Origin of the sequence: Roseovarius indicus (assembly GCF_008728195.1) — a bacterium.
Taxonomy (GTDB): domain Bacteria; phylum Pseudomonadota; class Alphaproteobacteria; order Rhodobacterales; family Rhodobacteraceae; genus Roseovarius; species Roseovarius indicus.
The window spans coordinates 67,575-90,078 of record NZ_CP031598.1; the positions used below are offsets into that span (position 1 = coordinate 67,575).

24 protein-coding genes and 1 tRNA gene are annotated in these 22,504 nt (G+C 65.8%); 17 read left to right on the forward strand and 8 right to left on the reverse strand.

Annotated features, from left to right (window positions below; genetic code table 11):
- The first annotated feature begins 250 nt into the window (after positions 1-250).
- Positions 251-1,525 (forward strand): type IV secretory system conjugative DNA transfer family protein, encoded by a 1,275-nt coding sequence (locus RIdsm_RS00325; protein WP_057817461.1) that lies wholly within the window; start codon positions 251-253, stop codon positions 1,523-1,525.
- Positions 1,526-1,575: 50 nt separating this feature from the next.
- Here the strand turns inward: RIdsm_RS00325 and RIdsm_RS00330 are convergent, their stop codons facing one another.
- Positions 1,576-1,905, reverse strand: coding sequence for a nuclear transport factor 2 family protein (locus RIdsm_RS00330; protein ID WP_057817459.1), 330 nt, complete (start codon positions 1,903-1,905; stop codon positions 1,576-1,578).
- A gap of 252 nt (positions 1,906-2,157) precedes the next feature.
- Between RIdsm_RS00330 and RIdsm_RS00335 the strand changes: the two genes are divergently transcribed.
- From RIdsm_RS00335 to RIdsm_RS00345, 3 genes are all read left to right on the forward strand, one after another.
- Complete coding sequence (locus RIdsm_RS00335) at positions 2,158-2,937, forward strand: SDR family oxidoreductase (protein ID WP_057817457.1); 780 nt, start codon at positions 2,158-2,160, stop codon at positions 2,935-2,937.
- A 101-nt stretch (positions 2,938-3,038) separates the two neighbouring features.
- On the forward strand, positions 3,039-4,679 hold the full coding sequence (locus RIdsm_RS00340; RefSeq protein WP_057817455.1) for a GMC family oxidoreductase: 1,641 nt from the start codon (positions 3,039-3,041) through the stop codon (positions 4,677-4,679).
- A 134-nt stretch (positions 4,680-4,813) separates the two neighbouring features.
- The gene (locus RIdsm_RS00345; RefSeq protein WP_057817453.1) at positions 4,814-5,293 is read left to right on the forward strand and encodes an Lrp/AsnC family transcriptional regulator; all 480 of its coding nucleotides are present in this window, start codon (positions 4,814-4,816) and stop codon (positions 5,291-5,293) included.
- Between the two features lie 97 nt (positions 5,294-5,390).
- Here the strand turns inward: RIdsm_RS00345 and RIdsm_RS00350 are convergent, their stop codons facing one another.
- Positions 5,391-6,299, reverse strand: a complete 909-nt coding sequence (locus RIdsm_RS00350; RefSeq protein WP_057817451.1) for a LysR family transcriptional regulator — start codon at positions 6,297-6,299, stop codon at positions 5,391-5,393.
- Positions 6,300-6,790: 491 nt separating this feature from the next.
- Between RIdsm_RS00350 and RIdsm_RS00355 the strand changes: the two genes are divergently transcribed.
- The 3 genes from RIdsm_RS00355 to RIdsm_RS00365 all read left to right on the forward strand — a co-directional run bounded on the left by RIdsm_RS00355 (position 6,791) and on the right by RIdsm_RS00365 (position 8,879).
- Complete coding sequence (locus tag RIdsm_RS00355) at positions 6,791-7,573, forward strand: alpha/beta fold hydrolase (protein WP_057817448.1); 783 nt, start codon at positions 6,791-6,793, stop codon at positions 7,571-7,573.
- A gap of 137 nt (positions 7,574-7,710) precedes the next feature.
- On the forward strand, positions 7,711-7,905 hold the full coding sequence (locus RIdsm_RS00360) for a hypothetical protein (protein WP_143100375.1): 195 nt from the start codon (positions 7,711-7,713) through the stop codon (positions 7,903-7,905).
- On the forward strand, positions 7,902-8,879 hold the full coding sequence (locus RIdsm_RS00365; RefSeq protein WP_057817445.1) for an alpha/beta fold hydrolase: 978 nt from the start codon (positions 7,902-7,904) through the stop codon (positions 8,877-8,879). Before RIdsm_RS00360 ends, RIdsm_RS00365 begins: the two co-directional genes overlap by 4 nt.
- Before the next feature lie 320 nt (positions 8,880-9,199).
- On the opposite strand, the gene RIdsm_RS00370 is transcribed toward RIdsm_RS00365, so the two are convergent.
- Positions 9,200-9,275, reverse strand: a tRNA-Lys gene (locus RIdsm_RS00370).
- A 106-nt stretch (positions 9,276-9,381) separates the two neighbouring features.
- On the opposite strand from RIdsm_RS00370, the gene dapF reads away from it, so the two are divergent.
- From dapF to RIdsm_RS00400, 6 genes are all read left to right on the forward strand, one after another.
- Complete coding sequence (dapF, locus tag RIdsm_RS00375; RefSeq protein ID WP_057817443.1) at positions 9,382-10,221, forward strand: diaminopimelate epimerase; 840 nt, start codon at positions 9,382-9,384, stop codon at positions 10,219-10,221.
- The gene (gene mtaB, locus RIdsm_RS00380; RefSeq protein WP_057817441.1) at positions 10,218-11,474 is read left to right on the forward strand and encodes a tRNA (N(6)-L-threonylcarbamoyladenosine(37)-C(2))-methylthiotransferase MtaB; all 1,257 of its coding nucleotides are present in this window, start codon (positions 10,218-10,220) and stop codon (positions 11,472-11,474) included. Before dapF ends, mtaB begins: the two co-directional genes overlap by 4 nt.
- A 39-nt stretch (positions 11,475-11,513) precedes the next feature.
- Positions 11,514-11,915 (forward strand): nuclear transport factor 2 family protein, encoded by a 402-nt coding sequence (locus tag RIdsm_RS00385; protein WP_057817439.1) that lies wholly within the window; start codon positions 11,514-11,516, stop codon positions 11,913-11,915.
- 86 nt (positions 11,916-12,001) lie between these two features.
- The gene (locus RIdsm_RS00390) at positions 12,002-12,622 is read left to right on the forward strand and encodes an FMN-binding negative transcriptional regulator (RefSeq protein WP_057817438.1); all 621 of its coding nucleotides are present in this window, start codon (positions 12,002-12,004) and stop codon (positions 12,620-12,622) included.
- Positions 12,623-12,682: 60 nt separating this feature from the next.
- The gene (locus RIdsm_RS00395; protein ID WP_057817436.1) at positions 12,683-13,285 is read left to right on the forward strand and encodes a glutathione S-transferase; all 603 of its coding nucleotides are present in this window, start codon (positions 12,683-12,685) and stop codon (positions 13,283-13,285) included.
- Positions 13,286-13,304: 19 nt separating this feature from the next.
- A complete protein-coding gene (locus RIdsm_RS00400) occupies positions 13,305-13,907 on the forward strand; it encodes a 2-hydroxychromene-2-carboxylate isomerase (RefSeq protein ID WP_057817434.1) in 603 nt (200 codons plus the stop codon).
- A gap of 35 nt (positions 13,908-13,942) precedes the next feature.
- On the opposite strand, the gene RIdsm_RS00405 is transcribed toward RIdsm_RS00400, so the two are convergent.
- Genes RIdsm_RS00405 through RIdsm_RS00415 form a run of 3 tightly spaced genes read right to left on the reverse strand, consistent with a single transcriptional unit; the run spans position 13,943 to position 16,492 of the window.
- Positions 13,943-15,349, reverse strand: coding sequence for a PepSY-associated TM helix domain-containing protein (locus RIdsm_RS00405; RefSeq protein WP_082647430.1), 1,407 nt, complete (start codon positions 15,347-15,349; stop codon positions 13,943-13,945).
- Between the two features lie 44 nt (positions 15,350-15,393).
- On the reverse strand, positions 15,394-15,768 hold the full coding sequence (locus RIdsm_RS00410) for a hypothetical protein (protein ID WP_057817432.1): 375 nt from the start codon (positions 15,766-15,768) through the stop codon (positions 15,394-15,396).
- A gap of 37 nt (positions 15,769-15,805) precedes the next feature.
- Positions 15,806-16,492 carry an outer membrane protein gene (locus RIdsm_RS00415; protein WP_057817430.1) on the reverse strand — a complete coding sequence of 229 codons (687 nt, stop codon included), beginning with the start codon at positions 16,490-16,492 and terminating at the stop codon, positions 15,806-15,808.
- Between the two features lie 234 nt (positions 16,493-16,726).
- Here RIdsm_RS00415 and petA point away from each other — a divergent pair, with 234 nt between their 5' ends.
- From petA to RIdsm_RS00430, 3 genes are read left to right on the forward strand one after another with little or no spacing between them, the layout of a single operon-like run.
- Entirely contained in the window at positions 16,727-17,287 is a 561-nt protein-coding gene (gene petA / locus RIdsm_RS00420; protein ID WP_057817429.1) for a ubiquinol-cytochrome c reductase iron-sulfur subunit, read from the forward strand.
- Between the two features lie 12 nt (positions 17,288-17,299).
- The gene (petB, locus tag RIdsm_RS00425; RefSeq protein ID WP_057817427.1) at positions 17,300-18,622 is read left to right on the forward strand and encodes a cytochrome b; all 1,323 of its coding nucleotides are present in this window, start codon (positions 17,300-17,302) and stop codon (positions 18,620-18,622) included.
- Between the two features lie 17 nt (positions 18,623-18,639).
- Complete coding sequence (locus tag RIdsm_RS00430; protein WP_057817425.1) at positions 18,640-19,485, forward strand: cytochrome c1; 846 nt, start codon at positions 18,640-18,642, stop codon at positions 19,483-19,485.
- Between the two features lie 184 nt (positions 19,486-19,669).
- Here RIdsm_RS00430 and RIdsm_RS00435 read toward each other — a convergent pair whose 3' ends face one another.
- Entirely contained in the window at positions 19,670-20,815 is a 1,146-nt protein-coding gene (locus RIdsm_RS00435) for an alkane 1-monooxygenase (RefSeq protein WP_057817423.1), read from the reverse strand.
- A 33-nt stretch (positions 20,816-20,848) separates the two neighbouring features.
- Complete coding sequence (mutY, locus tag RIdsm_RS00440) at positions 20,849-21,907, reverse strand: A/G-specific adenine glycosylase (protein WP_057817421.1); 1,059 nt, start codon at positions 21,905-21,907, stop codon at positions 20,849-20,851.
- 83 nt (positions 21,908-21,990) lie between these two features.
- Here mutY and RIdsm_RS00445 point away from each other — a divergent pair, with 83 nt between their 5' ends.
- Positions 21,991-22,500: a DUF721 domain-containing protein gene (locus RIdsm_RS00445; RefSeq protein ID WP_057817419.1), complete on the forward strand. Its 510-nt coding sequence runs from the start codon at positions 21,991-21,993 to the stop codon at positions 22,498-22,500.
- The last annotated feature ends 4 nt before the right edge of the window (positions 22,501-22,504 follow it).

Here is a 22,504-nt window from a genome sequence, read left to right on the forward strand (position 1 = left end):
GTTCAACCCCCTCGGGAGGGTGGTACGGGAGAATGGATGATTCGATGACAGGAAATCGGCGAGGGAGGCCAAAGGGTTATCCACAGGGCCGCCGCGCGGGGGCGATTGAAACGAAAAATGTGATCGAAGAAACCTTCCCAGATTGGGTTTTAGAGGCCATGATCCGAAGTCTCGCACCACGCTACCCACCCTTGTGAACCTCGCACCGGGCCAGTGTCCGGGGTGAATGGATTCTGCCCGGAGATACCACATGACCCTGCTGCTCGGCTGGCCCGAAAGCCATGACTTTGACACACCGGTTGGCTTTGCCCCCGCCAGACCGCGTGTTCGGACTGACAAGCCCCTCCAAGACCCCAATGCCGAGGGTCACTGGCTTTGCATCGCGCCGACGGGTACCGGGAAATCGGCCTCTTTCGCCATTCCGCAGCTGCTGAGCTACCCCGGGTCGGTCGTGGCCGTCGATATCAAGGGCGAGCTGGTGGCGACGACGGCGCGCTATCGGCGCACGCTTGGCGAGGTGCTGGTGATCGACCCGTTTCAGCTTGTCTCGGACGGGAGCGGCGCGTTGAACCCGCTGAGCCATATCTCGGCCGACAGCGACAGCCTGATCGACGATGCGCACACGATGGCGAACCTGTTCAGCAAGGAGCACTTGCAGGGCAACACGCAGGACCCGTTCTGGGATCAGTGGGGGCAGGATGTGATCGCGGCGCTGATCGTGCACGCGATCTGTGACGAAGACCCGGCGCGGCGCACGCTTGGGCAGGTCTACGAGCGGTTTCACGCGGGGGATTCCTATTACGAGCTTGCCATCATGCTGGACCATATGAAGGTGCACCCGTTCGCGGAAAGCAAGCTGAGCACATACCTGAACCTGCCGGACGTGACGCGGGGCGGGGTGATGGCGACGGTGTGCCAGCAGTTGCGCACATTGGCCGGGGAGGGTGTGCGGCGGAGCCTTGGCGGCAACAGCATCGACCTGGCGGCGCTGAGCGACGGGGCGCCGAGCACGATCTACCTCGTGTTGCCGCCCGACCGGCTGCATTCGCACAGCCCCGTCGTTCGCCTGATCCTGACGGCGGTTTTGCAACGGTTGTTGCGGCGCCGGCAGCGGCCCGACCCGCCGACCCTGCTGCTGGTGGATGAGGCGGGCCAGCTTGGCGCGATGCCCGCGCTGAGTGCGGCGATCACGCTGGGCCGGGGGTTCGGGATACGCGCCGTGCTGTTGATGCAGAGCCTGGCGCAGCTGCGCAACGCCTACGGGGATGAACACGAGGCGATTCTGGAGAATTGCTCGTTGTTGACGATGGGAAAGCACACGGCGTTTTCGATGGCGCGGCAGCTGGCCGACCAGGGGTTCGGCGACGTGTCTGCCGAGAGGCTGTTCGGGTTGTCGGGGCGGCAGGTGATGATCCGCACGAATGGCGAGCCGAGCCGCAGCCTGCGCAAGCTGGACTATCGGCATGATGCGCTGTTCAAGGGGCGGTTCGACGGCAACCCGCTTTACGGAACGACGGCGGGCTGAGGCGGCGGGGGCGCCTGCGCCTCGCTGGTGCGCCCCAGGTCCTGGCTGTATCAGGGGACGATTTCGAGCTCGGCGATTTCGTCTCCGCGCAGGATGAAGCGGTAGCGCAGGTCGACCGGGCTTCCGGGGAAGTTGCCGACGAGATGGCTGGTGACGATGGTGTGCGCGCCTTCGGTGGTCAGCGCGAAGGGTTCGACGGTGTAGGTGTACTGGGTGGAAGCGTTGGCCATCCATTGGCGGATCGCCTCGCGGCCGGTGTAGGTATTGCCCTCGTCGACGACGGTGGCGTCGTCGGTGAAGCACTCGGATATGGCCTGGGCATTGCCCTTCTTGTCGGCAGAGAAGTAGCGGGCGATCACGGTGGGAAGTTCGGGCTTCATGGTCGGTCTCCTGTTTCGGGGCGGCGGTTGCCGGGACTGGCGAGACCTAATCTAAGGGCTGGCGCGAATTCGATAATCAGGACAAATCAAGACGTCGAATTTCGGTTTTCGGGATAATGGGCCGGAAGGGTCGGGGCGTACATTATTCCGGAAATCGAAATGGCGCATACCGAATTATCCCACTTATTCGAATGCGAGGCGCCGCGTAGATTTTGCGGGAGACATCAGCCTGCAACAACCTGGAGACCAGATATGGCCGATTTCCTGAACCTGGCCGGCAAGCGTGCCCTAGTCACCGGCGGCACACAAGGCGCCGGTGCCGCGACCGTCGATCTGCTGCGCGAGCTTGGCGCACATGTCCTGACAACGGCGCGGTCGCGCCCGGAAACCCTGGCCGCGGATGGCTTCGTCGCCGCGGACCTGAGCACGGCCGAGGGTTGCAAGGCGGTTGCCGACGCGGTGCAGGGCACGCTGGGCGGTGTCGATATCGTCGTGCACATGGTGGGCGGGTCGTCGGCGCCGGGGGGCGGCCACGCGGCACTTGGCGACGTCGAGTGGCAGAGGGAGCTTGACCTGAACCTGTTTCCGGCGGTGCGGCTTGACCGCGTGCTGGTGCCGCAGATGGTGGCGCAGGGGCATGGCGTTGTGGTTCACGTGACGTCGATCCAGCGGGTGCTGCCGCTGCCCGATGCCACGACGGCCTATGCCGCGGCCAAGGCCGCGCTCTCGGCTTACAGCAAGAGCCTTTCCAAAGAGGTCTCGCCGAAAGGCGTTCGCGTGGTGCGGGTTTCGCCGGGCTGGATCGAGACCGAGGCGTCGGTGCGACTGGCGGAGCGGCTCGCCGCGGAGAAGGGGACGGATTACGAAGGCGGCAAAGAGATCATCATGCAGTCGCTTGGTGGCATCCCGATCGGCCGCCCGAGCAAGCCCGATGAGGTTGCCAACCTGATCGCCTTTCTGGTGTCGGACCGCGCGGCCACGATCACGGGCACCGAATACACCATCGACGGCGGGACGGTGCCGACCGTCTGACCACTGGCGCCCCTTTGGCGGTATCGCCGGCGGGCCATGGCTTGTCGGGGCGAAGACACCTTTTGACATGACATCACCCCCCTCTGCGGAGATCCCATCACATGGACACCCATCGAACCCGGGCGGCGCACGACATCGGCGCGGCCAATCAGAACGCCCTGCGCCGGACCCTGCGCGCCGAGTATGATTTCATCGTCTGCGGCGCGGGGTCCAGCGGGTCGGTCGTTGCCGCCCGGCTGGCCGAACAGCCCGAGGTCAGCGTGCTGCTGCTGGAGGCGGGCGGTGATGACCGGGCCGAGACGGTCGACATTCCGGCCATGTGGCCGCTGAACCTTGGCAGCGCGCGGGACTGGGGGTTTTCCGGCCAGCCCAGCCCGGCGCTGGGAGGGCGGCGGCTTCCGCTCAGCATGGGCAAGGGGTTGGGCGGCGGATCGAGCATCAATGTCATGGTCTGGGCCCGCGGGCACAGGGAGGACTGGGACCATTTCGCCTCGGAATCGGGTGATCTGGCGTGGGGGTACCAATCGGTTCTGGGGTATTATCGCCGCATCGAGGACTGGCAGGGCGCACCTGACGGTCGGAGGCGCGGGACGGGCGGGCCGGTGCACGTGGAACAGCCGGCCGCGCCCCAGCCCGCCGCCCGCGCGATGGTGGAGGCCGCCGGGCACATGGGCATCCCGGTCTTCGACAGCCCGAATGGCCGGATGATGGAAGGGCCCGGTGGCGCTGCCATCGCGGAGCTTCGCATTCGCGAGGGTCGGCGCCAGTCGGTGTTTCATTCTTATGTGCATCCGCTGCTGCATCGGCCCAACCTGACCGTCCTGACGGGAGCCCTCGTGACGCGTGTCGTGATGGAGGGGGCGTCGGCCGTGGGGGTGGAGGTTCTGCTCGACGGCACGTTGCGCGAGGTTCGGGCGCGGTGCGAGACGATCCTGTCGCTCGGCGCCGTTCAGACGCCGAAGGTGCTGATGCAGTCGGGGATCGGGCCGGAGGACGAGCTTGGACGGCACGGCATCAGGACCATTCAGGCCCTTGCCGGGGTGGGGCGCAACCACCAGGATCACCTCGCCTTTGGCTGTACCTGGGCGTATCGCAAGGCCGAGGAGGTCGGCGGGGGTGGGTGCGAGGCAACGCTGTACTGGCAGAGTGACTCGCGCCTGCGCAAACCGGATATCCTGCAATGCCAGCTGGAGTTTCCGGTGCCGGCCCCGGTGGAGGCCGGCATCGAGACGCCGGAGCATGGCTGGACGATGTTCGCGGGGCTGGCCCAGCCGAAAAGCCGCGGGCGCCTGAGGCTGTCGGGCCCGAATGCGGGCGATCCGATCCTGATCGAACCGAATTCGCTGAGCGAGCCGGAGGATGTGGCGACCGCCTTTGCCGCCGTGGAGATGTGCCGCGAGATCGGCAATCACCAGGCGTTTGCGCCGCTTGTCCGGCAGGAGGTCGCGCCCGGCTCGCGGGATCGCAGGGAGATGGCCGATTTCCTGCGCAACTCGGCGGTTACCTATTGGCACCAGTCCTGTACGGCCAAGATGGGACGCGACGAGATGTCGGTCGTCGATCATGAGCTCAGGGTCTACGGGATCGAGAGGCTGCGCATCGCCGATGCGTCGATCATGCCGCGCATCACGGTTGGCAACACGATGGCGCCCTGTGTCGTGATCGGCGAACGCGCCGCGGACATGATCGGCCGGCGGCATGGCCTCGCGCAGGCCGGGACGGGGGCCGACGCCGTGAGCTGAGGCGGGGCGGGCGGACGGGTCAAATCCGGTTGCGCGATCGCCCTGCGAAACAGGCTTCCGCCGCGGTGGGATTCATGGCTTAGTTTGTCCGCAATGGCGGATCAGGTTGCCGGACAGCTTCGGGAGGTTCGGGCGTGTCGGAAGAGCCTTTCACCTCGGGTCTGGACCGGATCGACCGGAATATCCTGCGCGCGCTTCAGAAGGACGCGCGCATCGCCAATTCCGATCTGGCCAGGCTGGTGAATGTCAGTGCCGCGACCTGTCATCGGCGCACGCAGCGCCTGCTTGAGAACAGGTTCATTTCGTCGGTCCGGGCGCAGATCGCGCCTGCCGGCGTGGGGCTGGGGACGCTGGTGATGGTCGGCGTCGTGCTGGACAGGTCGACGCCGGAGAGCTTTGCGGAGTTCGAGAAGGTGGTTGGCGGGATGAAAGAGGTTCTCGACTGCAACCTCGTGGCCGGGGATTTCGATTACCTGTTGAAGATCAGGACGCGCGACATGGAGGGCTTCAACGTGCTGCATGGCAAGAAGCTGATCACCTTGCCGGGTGTCCGGCAGATCCGGACTTTTTTCGTGCTGAAGGAGGTCAAGGACAATGCGCCGCTGGCGTTCTGAGCTGGCCCACGGGCCGAGACCCGCAGCGGGCGGGGCCGGCCCGACAGTGGCTGGAGAAGAGGCGGGCAGGCCGCCCTTACCGGTCGCGCGGCGGCGGTCACCTGCTTCGTGAGGAGCGGGCCAGCTCGCGGGCGAGGTCGACGAAGACCTTGAACGCGGCGGGCGGGTTGCGACGGCTGGGGTAGTAGAGGCACAGGGGCGCGGTTGGGGGCGTCCATTCGTCGAGTAGTCGGACGAGGCGGCCCGCCGCGATATCGTCGCGCACGTTCGATTCCATGAAATACCCGATGCCTAGGCCGTTGAGCACCGCGGTTCGGGCGAGGCTGGCTTCGTCGAGGGTGATCGGGCCGTCGACATCCACCTGCACGGGCCGCCCGTCGGATTCGAACTGCCAGCGGAACAGCGCGCCATTCGGCAGGCGGACGCGGATGCAGGGATGCGCCTTGAGGTCGGAGGGGACGCGCGGCAGCTCGCGGTTTTCGAGATAGGAGGGCGCGGCCACCACGGCGTGGCGCCGGGGCGGGCCCAGCGGAATGGCGATCATGTCCGAGGGCACGAGGTGCTGGCTGCGCACGCCGAAATCGAACCCGTCCGCGACGATGTCGACAAGGTTTCCTTCTGTCACGAGGTCGATCTGAACCTTGGGAAAGCGCTTGAGAAACTCGAGGACGAGGGGCGAGAGGATCTCCTGGGCGGCCGTTGCGAAGGTGTTGATGCGCAAGGTGCCGGAGGGTGTTTCCTGTTGCGAGCGCACGGTGTCGAGCGCCTGGTGGATATCTCGCACGGCGGGGCTGACCTGGTCGACGAACCGGTGGCCTGCTTCCGTGAGCGAGACGCTGCGCGTGGTGCGATTGAAAAGGCGGACACCCAACTGCCCCTCGAGCTTTGCAATCGCGTTGCTGAGAGCGCTGGTCGACATCCCCAGGTCGAGCGCCGCGGCCCGGAAGGAGCCCCGGCGGCTGATCGCGAGCACAGCATCGAAGTCGGTGAGCTTGTAGGTCTTCATTATCCCAAAAACCGGAATTCAACATCTCACTTTATCCCAATTATCAGTACGCCGTCAAAGCCATAGATTTGAATCACGCAACACTTGAGGGAAAGGACAGAGAGTTTCAGCGCTGACCAACGAGGGGACCCGGCGTTGCCCGGAGCCCTGGGAGACGGCGGCGCGAAGGTCGGTGACGAGGGGCAGGGCAAGGCAAGGCCCGCACCCGAATGCCACAAGAGCCCGGACGAGCGAGGCGCCGATTCGATCAATCCGGGCATGAAAGGATCTTTCATCTCTGGCTGACGAAACGGCGGATTTGCCCCGGAATTTCTCCTTCCGTGCAGAATCCTCGCCAGATCCCAAGGTCAAGTCGAAAGCACCCGTCAGGGCGGAAACGCTACCATGTCGACGCCTGCGACGGGGATGCACTCCAGCAAAAATACTCCGGAACGCCGCCCTCCCACGGCCTTTATGGACCCATCAGAACAACATGAAGAGAGGAACTTCGAATGTCCAAGAAACTCAGAACTGCCGTCGCCGCGGCCGCCGCCGCCGCGACCATGACCGCCAGCGCGACCGCGCAGGAAACGATACCGCAGGACCAGCCGGTCAGGTCCGTCGTCCTGGTGCATGGCGCCTTTGCCGACGGGTCGGGATGGCGCGGGGTGTACGACATCCTTACGGCGCGCGGCTATCGCGTCAGTATCGTGCAGAACCCCCTGACGTCGCTCGCCGATGACGTGGCTGCGACCGACCGCATTCTCGAACGCCAGGAGGGGCCGTCGATCCTTGTCGGGCATTCCTATGGCGGGACGGTCATCACGGAGGCCGGGATCAACCCGAAGGTTGCGGCGCTGGTATACGTCTCGGCGCTTGCGCCGGACGTGGGCGAAACGACGGGCGATCAGTTCGCCGACATTCCCGCGCCGCCCGAATTCATCATCGAGACGGGCGAGGACGGGTTCGGCTTCGTTAACCTGGAAGAGTTCAAGACTGGCTTTGCCGGTGACACGACCGACGCCGACGCCGCGTTCCTGCGGGACAGCCAGGTGCCCATCAACATGGAGATCTTCGGAACGCCGGTGACACACGCGGCCTGGAAGGAGAAACCGAGCTGGGCCGTGATCGCGACCGAGGACAAGGCGATCGACCCCAGGTTGCTGCGCGAGACGGCCGAGCGGATCGGCGCGGTCCCGGTCGAGGTTCCGGCGAGCCACGTGGTGTTCCTGACCCGGCCCGGCGAGGTCGCCGACGTGATCGACACGGCGGCCCGCGCCTCTGGCGGAAGCTGACCGCAACCCATGCCTGCGGCGGGCCAGCCCCGCCGCAGGACGTCACCTGACCGCCTGCCCGGACGAGCCGCCGCGCTTGCCCCCTGCAGACATTGAAATCTCACGTCCGGTTCGTCCCCCCAACCATGGAGTCAAACATGTGCCAGACGACCCTGAAGGCCCTCTTCTCGTGGACCGTCATTTTGTTCTTCATCTCGGTGGCGGCGTTTTCCATCGCCACCTGGATCGTCGCCAGCGAAAGCACCGCCCGCCGCCGCAGCCTTGCGGACCGGGCCTGCGCCCCGCACGACGCCGACCCCTGTCAAACCGTCACGTCCGGGGCCTTGGCATGACCGGGCCGGCGTCCTTCCTGATGACCCGCCGCGCGGCGATTGCCGGGGGCGCGGGGCTGATGCTTGCGGCGTCGGCGCCCATTCCCCTGGCCCCCGAAGCGCGGGCCGATCCTTCCTCATCCATCAAAGGACCAGAGACCATGACCTACATCACCGCCAATGACGGTACGCAGATCTTCTATCGCGATTGGGGCCCGCGCGCCGCGCAACCGATCGTCTTTCACCATGGCTGGCCCCTGACGGCCGACGAATGGGATGCCCAGATGCTGTATTTCCTCGACAAGGGCTTTCGCGTGATCGCGTTCGACCGGCGCGGGCACGGGCGGTCTGGCCAGACGGAGACGGGCAACGAGATGGACACCTATGCCGCCGATGTCATCGCGCTGGCGGATGTGCTTGACCTGAAGGACGCGGTTCACGTGGGCCATTCCACCGGCGGTGGCGAGGTCGTGCATTATGCCGCGCGGGCGACGCCAGGGCGGGTGGCGAAGCTGGTCCTGATCGGGGCCGTGCCGCCGGTGATGGTGAAGCAGGACAGCAACCCCGGCGGCACGCCGCTCGAGGTGTTCGACGGCTTCCGCGAGGCGCTTTCCGCGAACCGGCCGCAATTCTACCTCGACGTGGCGTCGGGGCCGTTCTACGGCTTCAACCGCCCCGGCGCCGAGGTGAGCGAGGGCCTGATCCGCAACTGGTGGCGGCAGGGGATGCAGGGGAGCGCCAAGGCGCATTACGATTGCATCAAGGCCTTCTCGGAGACCGACTTCACGGAGGATCTGAAGGCGATCCGGCTGCCCGTGCTGGTGATGCATGGCGATGACGACCAGGTCGTGCCCTTCGAGGCCTCCGCGGCCCTGACGGTGGAGATCATGTCGAACGCCACGCTCAAGGTCTATGAGGGCGCCTCGCATGGGATGGCGGCCACGATGGCGGGCAGGATCAACGAGGATATCCTGGGCTTTCTGCAATCCAGCTGACGGGTGCGCCTGTTTCGTTGGGCGCGCCGTTGCGGGCGCTTTTGCCAAGCTTCCCCCGCGTTTTCGCCGGGGGGAGCTTTTTTGCCGGGCGGGCTTATTTGCGGGTTTGATTTCGGGAACGGGGCCGTTATCGGGCGAACTTTTCTGGCGACTGTGGCTTTGCGCCTGATCGTCTTGGACGATTCGAAGCCTGGGAAGGTGTTTTGTGGAAGCGCGAGCCACTGCCTTGAGGTCTGACAGTCCCCGCCTGACAACCGGGCAATGGCCGATCACGGGCTTCCGGGGAAGCCGGGCCATGTTGTTCAAGTCCTTGAAAACAGTGGTGAGCCGTGCAGGATTCGAACCTGCGACCCACTGATTAAAAGTCAGTTGCTCTACCAACTGAGCTAACGGCCCACTAGGCGGCCTATCTAGAAAGAGGCGGGGGGGCGGTCAACCCATAATTTGGGGAATTTCACGCGCCCGCTGGATTCGTTGCAGGCGGGCCGTTATATGCCGCCCCATGAGCACGCGTGAGCATAGCGGATTGCCCTTCATGAAGATGCACGGGCTGGGGAACGACTTTGTCGTGCTCGACGGGCGTGCGCGCGATATCGCGGTGTCGGAGGGGCTGGCCGTGGCGCTGGGCAACCGGCGGACGGGGATCGGGTTCGACCAGCTGGCATTGATCGAAACGGGCGATGGCGGGGCGGATGCGCGTCTGACGTTCTGGAATGCCGACGGGTCGTTGTCGGCGGCGTGTGGCAATGCGACGCGGTGCATTGCGCGGTTCCTGATGGACGAGACGGGGCGGGACCGGCTGCACCTGGTGACGGCGCGGGGGGATTTGTACGCGGTGGATGCCGGGCAGGGGCTGACCTCGGTGAATATGGGTCAGCCCCAGCTTGAGTGGGACGAGATTCCGCTGGCCGAGGAGATGGAGACGCTGGAATTGCCGATCGAGGGGGCGCCGACCGCCACCGGCATGGGCAATCCGCATTGCACCTTCTTTGTCGAGAATGCCGAAGCGGTGCCGCTGGAGCAGTTCGGGCCGCGTTATGAGCATCATCCGCTTTATCCCGAGCGCACCAATGTGCAGGTGGCGAGTGTCATAGGCCCTGATCACCTGCGGATGCGGGTGTGGGAGCGGGGTGCCGGGCTGACGCTGGCGTCGGGCTCGTCGTCCTGTGCCGCGGCGGTGGCGGCGGCACGGCGGGGGCTGACGGGGCGCAAGGTGCGGGTCGATCTGGATGGCGGGACGCTTTGGATCGACTGGCAAGAGGATGGCGTCTGGATGACCGGGCCGACGGTGCATGTCTGTGACGGGGTGATCACGGCCAATTTCCTTGGGGGTGTGGCATGAGTGCGCCTGTGTTCTCGACGCTGGGCTGCCGGCTGAACGCCTACGAGACCGAGGCGATGAAGGAGCTGGCGGGGTCGGTGGGCCTCGACAACGCGGTGGTGGTGAACACCTGCGCGGTGACGGCCGAGGCCGTGCGCAAGGCGCGGCAGGAGATAAGGCGGCTCAGGCGGGAGAACCCGGGCGCGCGGCTGATCGTGACGGGCTGTGCGGCGCAGACCGAGCCGGAGACGTTTTCGACGATGGACGAGGTGGACGCCGTCATCGGCAATACCGAGAAGATGCAGCCGGAGACGTGGCGCGGGATGGCGGCCGATTTCATCGGGCAGACGGAGACCGTGCAGGTCGATGACATCATGTCGGTGACCGAGACGGCCGGGCATCTGATCGACGGGTTCGGGACGCGGAGCCGCGCTTACGTGCAGGTGCAGAACGGGTGCGATCATCGGTGTACGTTCTGCATCATTCCCTATGGCCGGGGGAATTCGCGGTCTGTGCCCGCCGGTGTGGTGGTGGAGCAGATCAAGCGTCTGGTGGGCAAGGGGTTCAACGAGGTCGTGCTGACGGGCGTCGATTTGACGAGTTGGGGGGCCGATCTACCGGCGGAGCCGAAGCTGGGCGATCTGGTGATGCGGATCCTGAAGCTGGTGCCGGATCTGCCTAGGCTGCGGATTTCCTCGATCGATTCGATCGAGGTGGACGAGAACCTGATGCAGGCGATTGCGACGGAGAGGCGGCTGATGCCGCATCTGCATTTGTCGTTGCAGCATGGCGACGACCTGATCCTGAAGCGGATGAAGCGGCGGCATTTGCGGGATGACGCGATCCGGTTTGCCGAGGAGGCAAGGCGGCTGCGGCCGGACATGACCTTCGGGGCCGATATCATCGCCGGGTTCCCGACCGAGAGCGCGGCGGCGTTCGAGAATTCGCTGAAGCTGGTGGAGGAATGCCATCTGACATGGCTGCATGTCTTCCCCTACAGCCCGCGGCCGGGGACGCCCGCGGCAAGGATGCCGCAGGTGAACGGCAAGGACATCAAGGCGCGGGCCGCGCGGCTTCGGACGGCGGGGGAGGCGCGCGTGGCGGCGCATCTCGAGGAACAGCAGGGCCGGGCGCACAGGGTGCTGATGGAAAACCCGCGCATGGGCCGGACCGAGCAGTTCACGGAAGTGGTGTTCGGGGCCGACCGCGCGGAAGGCGCCATCGTCGACGTCACTGTAACCGGTGTTAAGGGACATCAGCTTACCGCAGCGTAATCTTCATGCTAGTCTCAGCCTTTTTAAGGGAGGATTTGCATGGATACGGAAGGGACGATCCGGGCCGCGGTGGCTGCGTTCAGCGAGGGGGACGACGCGGAATTCGACGCACTTCTTAGCGATGATCTACATTACTCGATCAATGCGCAACCGGAGGTGGGGCCGTTCTGTGCCGAGGTCGATTGCAAGCCGGCGTTCTACGAGGCGATGGGCAGGATTCTCGCGGAGTGGGAGATTCGCGACTACCGGATCATCGACCTGATCGTCAGCGGCAACCGGGGGGCTGCGCAGATTGCCTATACGGCGCTTCGACACAGCGGCGAGGCGCAGTTCGAGGCAAGACTGGCGCTGTTCCTGACGGTGGAAGACGGCAAGCTGACCGAGATTCACGAATATCACGATACGGCCGCGCTGGGCAGCGGGCCGACGGCGGTGGGATGAGGCCGGAGTGTGATGGTACAATGCGGCCGTTGCGCCGGGGGGGCTGACGGATAAGGTGGGTTGGTACCCATCTTCTGGAAGCTGTCATGCACCCGAACCCGGCCTTTCGCCAATCGCCCGAGGCGCGCAATATCGCCTTTTCCCGCGCGCAGGGATTTGGCCTGCTTTGCGTCGGGACCGAGGGGGCGCCGCTGGTCAGCCATATCCCGTTTCTCTTGTCGGAGGATGGCCGACGGGCGGAGTTTCATCTCGTGCGCTCGAACCCGATTGCCCGGCTGCTCGCCGCGCCCTTGCAGGCGCGTCTCGCGGTGCAGGGGGCGCATTCCTATGTTTCGCCGGACTGGTACGGGGTCGAGGATCAGGTGCCGACGTGGAACTACATCGCCGTACATCTTGTCGGAGAGGTGCGTTTGCAGCCGCAGGAGGCGCTGCACGACCTGCTTGACCGGCAGTCGGCGCTTTTCGAGGAAAAGCTTGCGCCGAAGCCGGCCTGGACCACGTCGAAGATGAGCGAGGGGGTGATGGAGCGGATGATGCGCCAGATCGTGCCCTGCGCGATGGATGTGGGGGAGATCGACGGGACGTGGAAGCTGAGCCAGAACAAGCCGGACGAGGTGCGCGAGCGGGCCGCGGAGCAGGTTGAGGGGCATGGCATGGGTCAGGAGATCGCGACGCTCGCCGCCCATATGCGGGCCCCGGACGGATAGCGATGGACAGGGCGCGGGTGCGGGCCTAGCCTCTTGCCGAACAGACAAGGGATACCCCACATGAAATTGATCAGCGCCAGCCCCTCGCCCTTTGCCCGGAAGGTGAGGGTTCTGCTGCACGAGACCGGCCAGAGCGATGCGGTCGAGGTGGTCGACGTGATGACCACCGCCACCAACACCAACCCAGAGGTCGCCGCCGCCAACCCGGCGGGCAAGGTGCCGGCGCTGGTGCGCGAGGACGGCCCGACGGTGTATGACAGCCGGGTGATCTGTCGGTTTCTCGATGCGAAATACGCAGCCGGGCTTTACCCCGAGAGCCGGATTTTCGATACGCTGACGCTGGAGGCGACGGCGGATGCGATGATGGATGCCGCGTTGCTGATGGTCTACGAGCACCGGGTGCGGCCGCCGGAGAAGGTGTTCGACGGCTGGGTCGACGCGCAATGGGGCAAGGTGGCCCGCTGTGTCGAGGCGGTGAACGGGCGGTGGATGAGCCACCTGAACGGGCCGCTGGACATGAGCCATATCGCCATGGGCTGTGCGCTGGGCTATCTCGATTTCCGCCTGCCCGACCGGAACTGGCGCGAGGGTGCCGGAGCGCTGGATGACTGGTTCGCGGTGTTCAGTGCGCGCGAGAGCATGACGGCGACCGCGCCGGTGTAGCGCGCGCGAGGAGGCGGGGATGGCCCATATCGATTTCTGGTACTCGATTGGCAGCACCTACACCTATCTCACCGTGCCGCGTATCGAAGAGGCCGCGCGCGTCGCCGGGGTCGGCCTGCGCTGGCGGCCGTTCAACGTGCGCACGGTGATGGTCGAGCAGAACAACATCCCCTTCATGAACAAGCCTGTGAAGGCGGCCTATATGTGGCGCGATATCGGGCGGCGGGCGGAACGCTATGGGCTGACGCCGCATCTGCCGGCGCCCTACCCGCTGGCGGGGCTGGAGCTGGCGAACCGCGTGGCGGTTCTGGGCGAGGAAGAGGGCTGGGTCGCGGCCTATACCCGGGCCACCTATCGCCGCTGGTTCGAGGAGGGGCAACCGGCGGGCGAGGAGCCGAATCTGAGCGAAAGCATTGCCGAAACGGGGCTCGACCCGGCGCGCGTGATCGAGGAAGCGCGGAGCGAGGCGACCGGCGCCGTGCTTGACGCGGTGACGGAGGAGGCGATGGGGCTGGGGGTCTTCGGCTCGCCCAGCTTCGTTGTGGGCGCGGAGGTGTTCTGGGGCGACGACCGGCTTGACGACGCGCTGGACTGGGCCAGGGGTTTGGGCTCGGGCGGGTAAGTGCCGCGCCCCCGGAGGGACGCGGCGCGCGGTTGTCAGTCCAGACGCGCCCGCAGCCCCGGCAGGCGCGAGAGCAGTACGAGATCGAATAGCAGCACCGCGATCAGCGTGAGCCCCGCCAGCGGGAAGGCCAGCGATACGACGAGCCCCACCAGCACCGCGCCGCGCCAGAGCGGCAGATCGGCGGGCGGGGGTGGCGGTGACAGGCGAAGCTGGCCACGCGGACGGCGTTTCCACCACATGACCACGCCGCTTGCGCAGAGGAAGAGAACCGACAGGCAGACCGCGGTGTTGGCCAGAACGCTCCACAGGCCGAGGGTGCCCATATGCAGGGCGATGCCCACGGCCATGGCCTTGCCGAACCACGAATAATCGTCATAGCGCACATCGGCGAGGATCTTGCCGGTGTAGCGGTCGATATGGGTGGTGCGGTCGGAGGTGGGATCGGTGCTGTCGGTGCTCATCGAATCGCGGCTGAGCGTCCAGACACCGGTTTCGCCCCTGGGCAGGTTCATCTGGTAGCGCCCGTCGAAGCCGATCTGCCGGGCGAAGGCATCGACGGTGTCGACCGTAAGTGGACCGGCGAGACCTTCGGCCCCCGCATTGCTGCCCGATGCGGGCATCGGGGTCTGTTCCAGCGCCCAGGGGACTTCCTTGGGGCCGTGGTTCATGCTGGCGTGAGTGCTGTCGGAGAGGGGCACGTCGATGCCCCATTTCCCGGCGGGGAACTGGTTCCACGCCTGCACCATCTTCTCGCCCCAGACGCCGGACCAGGACAGGCCGGAGACCAGGAAGAACAGCAGGATCACCGAGACCCAGAGGCCCACGGCCCCGTGCAGGGCGCGCCATGCAGCGCGCCCGCGACCGAGGCGCGGCAGGAGCGCGCGGGCCAGGCCGGTACCGCGGGGCCACCACAGGTAGAGCCCGGTGGCGATCAGCACCATGCCGAGGGAGGCCGCGATCTCGATCATCCGGTCGCCGGTGACGCCGAGCAGCAGGTCGGCGTGGATGTTGTCCATCAGGTCGTACCAGCCGCTGCGGCGCGGGAAGGTGTCGAGCACGTCGGCGGTGTAGGGATCGACGGCGACCATCGTGGCGGTGCCGTCACGGTCGACGCGGAAGATGGCTGCGAGGTCGGGGGCGCGGGGGGCGACGTACTGGACAAGGGTGCTGTCCGGAACGGCCGCGAGGGCCGCATCGGCCTGGGCCGAGACGGCGAGCGGTGTGTCTTGCGGGGTGACGGGCAGGCGTTCGCCATCGCGCCCGTCGATCCAGGCGAGCCAGAGCATGGCCATGCCGGTGAGGGCGAGCATGATGAAAAAGGGGATGATGTAGAGCCCGGCGTAGAAGTGCCAGCGCCATGCCGCGCGATAGAAGGGGGAGGCGGTCACGGGGGCCGCTTGGGCACGCGAGGGCGCGCCGGTCAGGTCGGTCGAAACCATGGGATAGGTCCTCTGAACAGGAAATGTAGGTCTGGGTTTTCGGTTCAGAGGAGGCGCGGCGGGGCGCGGGGGGATTGCAGGAGGAAGGGCGGCGCCACGCGGGCGGCGAAGGCGCGCAACCGGGCGTCGGCCGGGTGGGCAATGGTGACGTGGGGCAGGGCATGGCCCTGGGCGCCGGTCTCGGTGGCAAGCTGCTGCACTGACCAGTCGCAGCGCTCGTGCGTCCGCTCGACCGGGTCGCCGTTTTCGTCGAGCGTGATGGTGACGGTTTCACCGCCGGTACACAGTACGAGGGTCAGCCCGCCGTTCAGCCAGGCCGGCATCGTGCCGGGCGCGACGCCCGCGTATAACGCGAAGACCAGGACGAATAAGGCCCCGAAACGAGGGAAGCGCCGGCTGGGCCGGCGCTCCGCTGTCATCTGGCGAGCCTTTCGGCTGTCATGTCCGCGGCCCCGATCAGAAGCTGTAGCTGATGCCGAAGTTGATGGCGTGGGTGGTCAGCTCGGTGCTGAGTCGGCCGGGCACCTGGCCGGGCACGGCCGGGTCGGCGTCGAGCGTGATGTCGTTGTCGGACCAGGTGATCTGGTATTCGCCGAACAGCGCCCAGCGGTCGTTCAGGTCGTATTTCATGCCCGCGATCCCGCGCAGCGCGATGCCGGTCTGTTCGTAATCGAAGGTGCGGTTCGTCGCGCCGATCACCTGTGCGTCGACATGGGGAATCGCGAGACCGACGCCGGCGCCGAGATAGGGCGTGAAGTTCGAGCCCTTGAAGTAACCGGGCCAGCGTTTCATCACGTTGGCGGTGATGATGTTGTGGCCGTCGGACAGCTCGAGCCGGCCGAGGCCGAGGGCTGCGAGGTCGCCGGCCGAGGCATAGGCCTTGGTGTGCGTGCCCTCGACGCCGAAGCCGAAGTTGTTCGACGTCCACCAGGTGGCGCGGCCGCCGTAGTAGATCGGGGCCTCGAACGGCTTGCCGTCCCAGTTGAACTTGCGGTTGAAGGGGGCACCGCCGGGCAGCGTGCCGCTGCCGTTACTGTCGGAAACCCCTTGCCAGCCGAGGTAGAAGCTGAGTTCCATCTCTGCGGCGGCCGGGCTGGCCAGCAGGACAAGGGCGGCGAGGGCGGATTTGGCGTAGCGCAACATATCTGGGAGACTCTTTTTCCGGGGTACGGTCGGGTTTCTGCTTACACGCCGATGCCCGGGGCGACAAGCGCGACACAAGAGCACCCTTCCCAAATCGTGTCGAATGTGCACTGGACGCCTTGAAAAAGGCCCGCTAAATAGCGGGTCGGAAACGTGCCCGGTGCTATTGCGCCGTGGTCATGTCATTGAGATGATGAACTTGGCCGGTTCCGGCTTGAGAATGGAGTAAACCTCGTGTCCCACCAAGAAGATCACGAAGGCACTCGTAGGGATTTCCTCTACTATGCCACCGCAGGTGCAGGTGTCGTCACCGCAGGGGCCGTTGTCTGGCCGCTTGTGAACCAGATGAACCCCTCGGCCGACGTTCAGGCGCTGAGCTCGATCCGGGTGGATGTTTCAGGCGTTTCCGCGGGAACGCAGCTGACGGTAAAATGGCTGGGCAAGCCGGTCTTCATCCGCCGCCGTACCGAGGACGAGATCGCCAATGCGCGCGAAACCGAGGTTTCGTCGCTGCCCGACGGTTTGGCGCGGAACGCCAACCTGCCGGCCGACGCGCCGGCGACCGACGAGAACCGTGCGCTCGACGAATCGGGCGAGTGGCTGGTCGAGATGGGCGTGTGCACGCACCTTGGCTGTGTGCCGCTGGGCAATGCCGGCGATTTCGGCGGCTGGTTCTGCCCCTGCCACGGCTCGCACTACGACCTGGCGGGCCGCATCCGCAAAGGCCCCGCGCCCGAGAACCTGCCGGTTCCGATCGCGGAATTCGTCGACGACACCACGATCAAACTGGGATAAGGAAGCGCGTTCATGTCCGGAATTCCGCACGATCATTACGAACCGAAAACGGGCGCCGAGAAGTGGCTGCACAAGCGGCTTCCCATCGTGGGCCTGTTGTATGACACGCTGATGATCCCCACCCCCAAGAACCTCAACTGGATGTGGATCTGGGGGATCGTTCTTACTTTCTGCCTGGCGCTGCAGATCATCACCGGCATCGTCCTGGTGATGCACTACACGCCGCATGTCGACATGGCCTTCGCCTCGATCGAGCACATCATGCGCAACGTGAATGGCGGTCACATGATCCGCTATCTGCACATGAACGGCGCCTCGCTGTTCTTCTTCGCCGTCTATATCCACATCTTCCGCGGCCTCTACTACGGCTCGTACAAGGCCCCGCGCGAGATCACCTGGATCGTCGGCATGCTGATCTACCTGATGATGATGGGCACGGCCTTCATGGGCTACGTTCTGCCCTGGGGTCAGATGTCGTTCTGGGGTGCCACGGTGATCACCGGCCTCTTCGGCGCGATCCCGTTCATCGGCGAGGGCATCCAGACCTGGCTTCTGGGCGGACCGGCGGTGGACAACGCCACGCTGAACCGGTTCTTCAGCCTGCACTACCTGCTGCCCTTCGTGATCGCCGCGCTGGTCGCCGTACACATCTGGGCCTTCCACTCGACGGGCAACAACAACCCGACCGGTGTCGACGTGCGCCGCGGCTCGAAGGCCGAGGCCCAGAAGGACACGGTTCCGTTCTGGCCCTACTTCGTCATCAAGGACCTGTTCGCCCTGGGCGTCATCATGGTGGTGTTCTTCGCCATCGTGGGCTTCATGCCGAACTACCTGGGTCACCCCGACAACTATATCGAGGCGAACCCGCTGGCGACGCCGTCGCACATCGTGCCCGAATGGTACTTCCTGCCGTTCTACGCGATCCTGCGGGCCTTTACCGCCGACGTCTGGGTGGTGATGCTGGCGAGCTGGATCACCGGCGGCATCGTCAACGCCAAGTTCTTCGGCGTGCTGGCCATGTTCGGCGCGATCGTGGTGATGGCGCTGGTGCCGTGGCTCGACACCTCGTCGGTGCGCTCGGGTCGGTACCGGCCGATGTTCAAGTGGTGGTTCTGGCTGCTGGCGATCGACTTCGTCGTGCTGATGTGGGCCGGAGCCATGCCGGCAGAGCCGCCCTACTCGACCATCTCGCTGATCGGGGCCGCCTACTGGTTCGCCTACTTCCTGGTCATCCTGCCGATCCTCGGCGTGATCGAGAAGCCGGAGGCGCAGCCGGAGACCATCGAGGACGACTTCAAGGCCCATTACGGCAAAGCCGAAACGCCGGCCGAGTAAAGAAAGGAAACGGGACAATGTTGAAAAAGATTGCGATCTCCGCAGTTGCCGCCCTGACCCTTTCGGGCACAGGCGCACTGGCGGCCGGCGGCGAGAGCCACATCCACGATGTGGACTTCTCGTTCGAGGGCCCGTTCGGGTCGTTCGACCAGAACCAGCTTCAGCGCGGTCTGAAGGTCTATACCGAGGTCTGCTCGGCGTGCCACGGCATGTCTTACGTGCCGCTCCGGACGCTGGGTGACGAGGGCGGGCCCAACCTGCCCGATGACCAGGTACGGGCCTATGCCGAGAATTACGAGGTCTTCGACCCCGAGCTCGACGATTACCGCACCGCCAAGCCGACCGACCATTTCCCCGGCTCGAACGTGGAAAACGCGCCCGACCTGAGCCTGATGGCGAAGAAGCGCGCCGGGTTCCACGGGCCGTATGGGACCGGGATCAACCAGCTGGTCAAAGGCATGGGCGGCCCGGAATACATCGTGGCCATCCTGACCGGCTATGAGGAAGCGCCGGAATGTGCGCCCGAGGATTTCCCCGGGAGCTACAACACCGCGTTCAGCGCCGGGGGCTATCCGCCGGAATGTCTTGACGAGAACGGCAAGCATACCGTGCCGGGCAGCTGGATCGCGATGGCGCAGCCGCTCTGGGGCGAGGATGTCGAGTTTGACGATGGTCACTCGAACGAGCTGCACCACGAGGCCGAGGACGTGGCCGCGTTCCTGATGTGGGCCGCCGAGCCGAAGATGATGGCGCGCAAGCAGGCCGGTCTGGCGGGGGTGATCTTCCTGACGGTTCTGTCGGTGCTGCTGTACCTGACGAACAAGCGTCTGTGGGCGCCGATCAAGGGCAAGAAAACGTCCTGATCCGCGAGCCTGACGAATTGAGAAACCCCCGCCCATCGTGGCGGGGGTTTTTCTTTTGGCGGGTGTCGGAAGGGGGCGCTGCCCCCGCCGTTGAAACCCCGAGGGGTTTCAACGACTCCCCCAGGGTATTTTGGCCAAGAAAATGCGGGGCGGGGCGCGGAACGGCCGCCGGACCGCGACCAGATCAGGCGCCGCGAGGCATGGGGTTGCGGGCCTTGTTGTAGGGCAGCCAGTCGGTGATTTCGGGATAGTACATGTCGCGCCACTGGCGGACGCGGGGGTTCATCACCCGGCGCCAGACCGGCGGGACCATCGCCGCCATTGTCATGATCGGGTAGCCGTAGGGCAGCTGGGGGGCCTCGTCGACGCCGTAGTTCTGCAGCAGCGGAAAGCGGCGGTCGGGCTTGTAGTGGTGGTCGGAGTGGCGCTGGAGGTTGATGAGGAGCCAGTTCGAGGCCTTGTGCGCCGCGTTCCAGCTGTGCTGGGGTTTGACGTGTTCGTACTTGCCCTCGCCCAGGTGTTTGCGGGTGAGGCCGTAATGTTCGACATAGTTGACGAGTTCGAGCTGCCAGACCGCGACGAAGGCCTGCCAGAGGAAGAGGAAGAGCCCGGCCCAGCCGCCGATGAGGATGGCGAGGAGCAGCATGAAGGCTTGCAGGGCCCAGTAGCGAAAGAACGGGTTGGAGAGCTCTGTCCAGGGCAGGCCCTTGCGCGCCAGCATGGCCTGTTCGGCCTTGAAGGAGGATTTCAGCGAGCCGATCAGCACGCGCGGGAAGAAGCGGTGGAACCCCTCGTTGTAGCGGGCCGTCACCGGGTCGCGCGGCGTGCCGACATGGCGGTGATGCACCTGGAGGTGCTCGGAGCGGAAATGGGAGTAGAGCACCATGGAGAGCAGCACGTCGCCGAGGAAGCGTTCGCCGCGGTCCTTCTGATGCATGAGCTCGTGGGAGTAGTTGATGCCCACGGTGCCGGTGATGACGCCCACGCCGAAGAAGAGCACGATGGTTTCCAGCGCCGAGAGATGCGCGTCGCCCGGGCCGGTAACGTACCATATCAGCCCGAAGAGAAGGCAGAACTGGATGGGCGGCCAGACGAGGGTGATGAGCTTGTACCAGGTGAGGTCGTCCTCGCCGGCTTCGAGGTCGGCGTTTTCGAGGTTCAGGCCGAGGATCGCGTCGAGGATCGAGAAGAAATACCACGTGACGATGGGCAGGAGGATCACCGTCCAGCTGCCGACGGCGGCGCCGAGGATGGCGACCGGCACGAGGAGGAGCGACATCCAGAACGGCACCGCGTTCTGCAGTCTGGCCACCTGGTTGGCAGGGATCATGGCGTGCTCTCCTCGGTTTTGCCCCTGACGGGTTTAGCCGACATTTTCGAAGCTTCCATGCGCCAAGTCAAAAACCTTTCTCATGACGGTGGGTAACGAAGCGGGGCGGAACTCGTGCCGGGGGATGAAGGTGCCGTGTTCCGGCTCGGCATCGGGGGGCAGGTTGGCCACGTCGATTTTCAGGCGCAGGTGGAAATGGGTGAAGGTGTGGCGGGCTTCTTCCGTCAGGCGGTGCCAGTCGGCCTTTATCGGCGGGGCGGCGCGGGGGTCTTCGTTCCAGTCGCTGCCGGGCCAGCCCAGCATGCCGCCCAAAAGGCCGCTATCGGGACGGCGTTCCAGCAGCCAGGCGCCATCGGCGCGGCGGGCGACATAGGCGTAGCCATAGCGGGTGGGCTTGGTTTTCTTGGGCGCCTTGACGGGAAGCTCGGCCTGAATGCCGGCGGTGCGGGCGAGGCAGGGCTCGCGCCAGGGGCAGATGCCGCAGGCGGGGCTTCGCGGCGTGCAGATGGTGGCGCCGAGGTCCATCACGGCCTGGGCATAGCAGCCGGGGCGGTGGTTTGGCGTCATCTCGGCGGCGGCGGCTTTCATCTCGGGTTTGGCGGCGGGCATGGGGGTGCGGATGTCGAAGAGGCGGGCCATCACACGCTCGACATTGCCGTCGACCACGACTTCCGGCTCATCGAAGGCGATGGCGGAGATGGCGGCGGCGGTATAGGGGCCGATGCCGGGCAACGCCTGCAGCCCCTCGCGGGTTTCGGGGAAGCGGCCGCCATGCTCATCGGCCACCACGCGGGCGCATTTCAGGAGGTTGCGGGCGCGGGCGTAGTAGCCAAGGCCCGCCCATTCGCCCATCACCATGCCATCCTCGGCGCGGGCGAGGTCGGTGACCGTGGGCCAGAGCGTGGTGAAGCGTTCGAAATAGGCCTTTACCGCCGCGACAGTGGTCTGTTGCAGCATCACCTCGGAGAGCCACACGCGGTAAGGGTCGGGCCGCACGCCCGCCGCCCGCGCCGAGGGCCCCACGCGCCATGGCAGGTCGCGCGCATGGCGGTCGTACCAGTCGAGGATGTCCTGAACCTGCCTGTCACGCATCTGTTATGCCTCTCCCTCATCTCGGGGGCTGTCATCGCCCGTTACTTCGCATAAGTTAGGGCAGAACCGCCGGGAGGTCAGCCATGCCCGCCCACAAGGGCACAACATTCGGTTTCAAGCGCGGCGCGACGCTGCTGGGCCCGCAGATCCGCAAGGCGTCGGAGACGCGCGGCTTTGCTGTGAGCCGCGTGCTGACCCATTGGGCCGAGATCGTGGGGGAAGACCTTGCCGCCATCGCCCGCCCCGTCGAGGTCAGTTATGGCCGGCAGGGGTTCGGCGCAACCCTGTCTGTTCTGACCACCGGCGCGCAGGCCCCGATGCTGGAAATGCAGAAGGAGACCCTGCGCGAGCGGGTGAACGCGGCCTATGGCTATAACGCCATCGCGCGCATCCGCATCACCCAGACCGCGCCCACCGGCTTTGCCGAGGGGCAGGTGGCATTCGAGACGCGCCCGAAGGCCAAGCCGGTCGCCAAGCCCGACCCGGAGGCCGAGCGCCACGCGGCCGAGATTGCCGCGCCGGTCCATGACGAGGGGCTGAGGCAGGCCCTTGAAGCCCTGGGCCGGAACGTTTTATCCAGACGCAAACCCTGACCAA

Bases quoted from the DNA above. Each gene is read 5' to 3' on its own strand.
- RIdsm_RS00400 (WP_057817434.1), top strand. From the start codon at position 13,305: ATGGCCCATATCGATTTCTGGTACTCGATTGGCAGCACCTACACCTAT.
- RIdsm_RS00405 (WP_082647430.1), bottom strand. From the start codon at position 15,349: ATGGTTTCGACCGACCTGACCGGCGCGCCCTCGCGTGCCCAAGCGGCC.
- RIdsm_RS00330 (WP_057817459.1), bottom strand. From the start codon at position 1,905: ATGAAGCCCGAACTTCCCACCGTGATCGCCCGCTACTTCTCTGCCGAC.
- RIdsm_RS00385 (WP_057817439.1), top strand. From the start codon at position 11,514: ATGGATACGGAAGGGACGATCCGGGCCGCGGTGGCTGCGTTCAGCGAG.
- RIdsm_RS00415 (WP_057817430.1), bottom strand. From the start codon at position 16,492: ATGTTGCGCTACGCCAAATCCGCCCTCGCCGCCCTTGTCCTGCTGGCC.
- dapF (WP_057817443.1), top strand. From the start codon at position 9,382: ATGAGCACGCGTGAGCATAGCGGATTGCCCTTCATGAAGATGCACGGG.
- RIdsm_RS00355 (WP_057817448.1), top strand. From the start codon at position 6,791: ATGTCCAAGAAACTCAGAACTGCCGTCGCCGCGGCCGCCGCCGCCGCG.
- RIdsm_RS00365 (WP_057817445.1), top strand. From the start codon at position 7,902: ATGACCGGGCCGGCGTCCTTCCTGATGACCCGCCGCGCGGCGATTGCC.
- RIdsm_RS00395 (WP_057817436.1), top strand. From the start codon at position 12,683: ATGAAATTGATCAGCGCCAGCCCCTCGCCCTTTGCCCGGAAGGTGAGG.
- RIdsm_RS00360 (WP_143100375.1), top strand. From the start codon at position 7,711: ATGTGCCAGACGACCCTGAAGGCCCTCTTCTCGTGGACCGTCATTTTG.
- petB (WP_057817427.1), top strand. From the start codon at position 17,300: ATGTCCGGAATTCCGCACGATCATTACGAACCGAAAACGGGCGCCGAG.
- RIdsm_RS00325 (WP_057817461.1), top strand. From the start codon at position 251: ATGACCCTGCTGCTCGGCTGGCCCGAAAGCCATGACTTTGACACACCG.
- RIdsm_RS00350 (WP_057817451.1), bottom strand. From the start codon at position 6,299: ATGAAGACCTACAAGCTCACCGACTTCGATGCTGTGCTCGCGATCAGC.
- RIdsm_RS00340 (WP_057817455.1), top strand. From the start codon at position 3,039: ATGGACACCCATCGAACCCGGGCGGCGCACGACATCGGCGCGGCCAAT.
- mtaB (WP_057817441.1), top strand. From the start codon at position 10,218: ATGAGTGCGCCTGTGTTCTCGACGCTGGGCTGCCGGCTGAACGCCTAC.
- RIdsm_RS00390 (WP_057817438.1), top strand. From the start codon at position 12,002: ATGCACCCGAACCCGGCCTTTCGCCAATCGCCCGAGGCGCGCAATATC.
- RIdsm_RS00430 (WP_057817425.1), top strand. From the start codon at position 18,640: ATGTTGAAAAAGATTGCGATCTCCGCAGTTGCCGCCCTGACCCTTTCG.
- RIdsm_RS00335 (WP_057817457.1), top strand. From the start codon at position 2,158: ATGGCCGATTTCCTGAACCTGGCCGGCAAGCGTGCCCTAGTCACCGGC.
- RIdsm_RS00435 (WP_057817423.1), bottom strand. From the start codon at position 20,815: ATGATCCCTGCCAACCAGGTGGCCAGACTGCAGAACGCGGTGCCGTTC.
- RIdsm_RS00410 (WP_057817432.1), bottom strand. From the start codon at position 15,768: ATGACAGCGGAGCGCCGGCCCAGCCGGCGCTTCCCTCGTTTCGGGGCC.
- RIdsm_RS00445 (WP_057817419.1), top strand. From the start codon at position 21,991: ATGCCCGCCCACAAGGGCACAACATTCGGTTTCAAGCGCGGCGCGACG.
- mutY (WP_057817421.1), bottom strand. From the start codon at position 21,907: ATGCGTGACAGGCAGGTTCAGGACATCCTCGACTGGTACGACCGCCAT.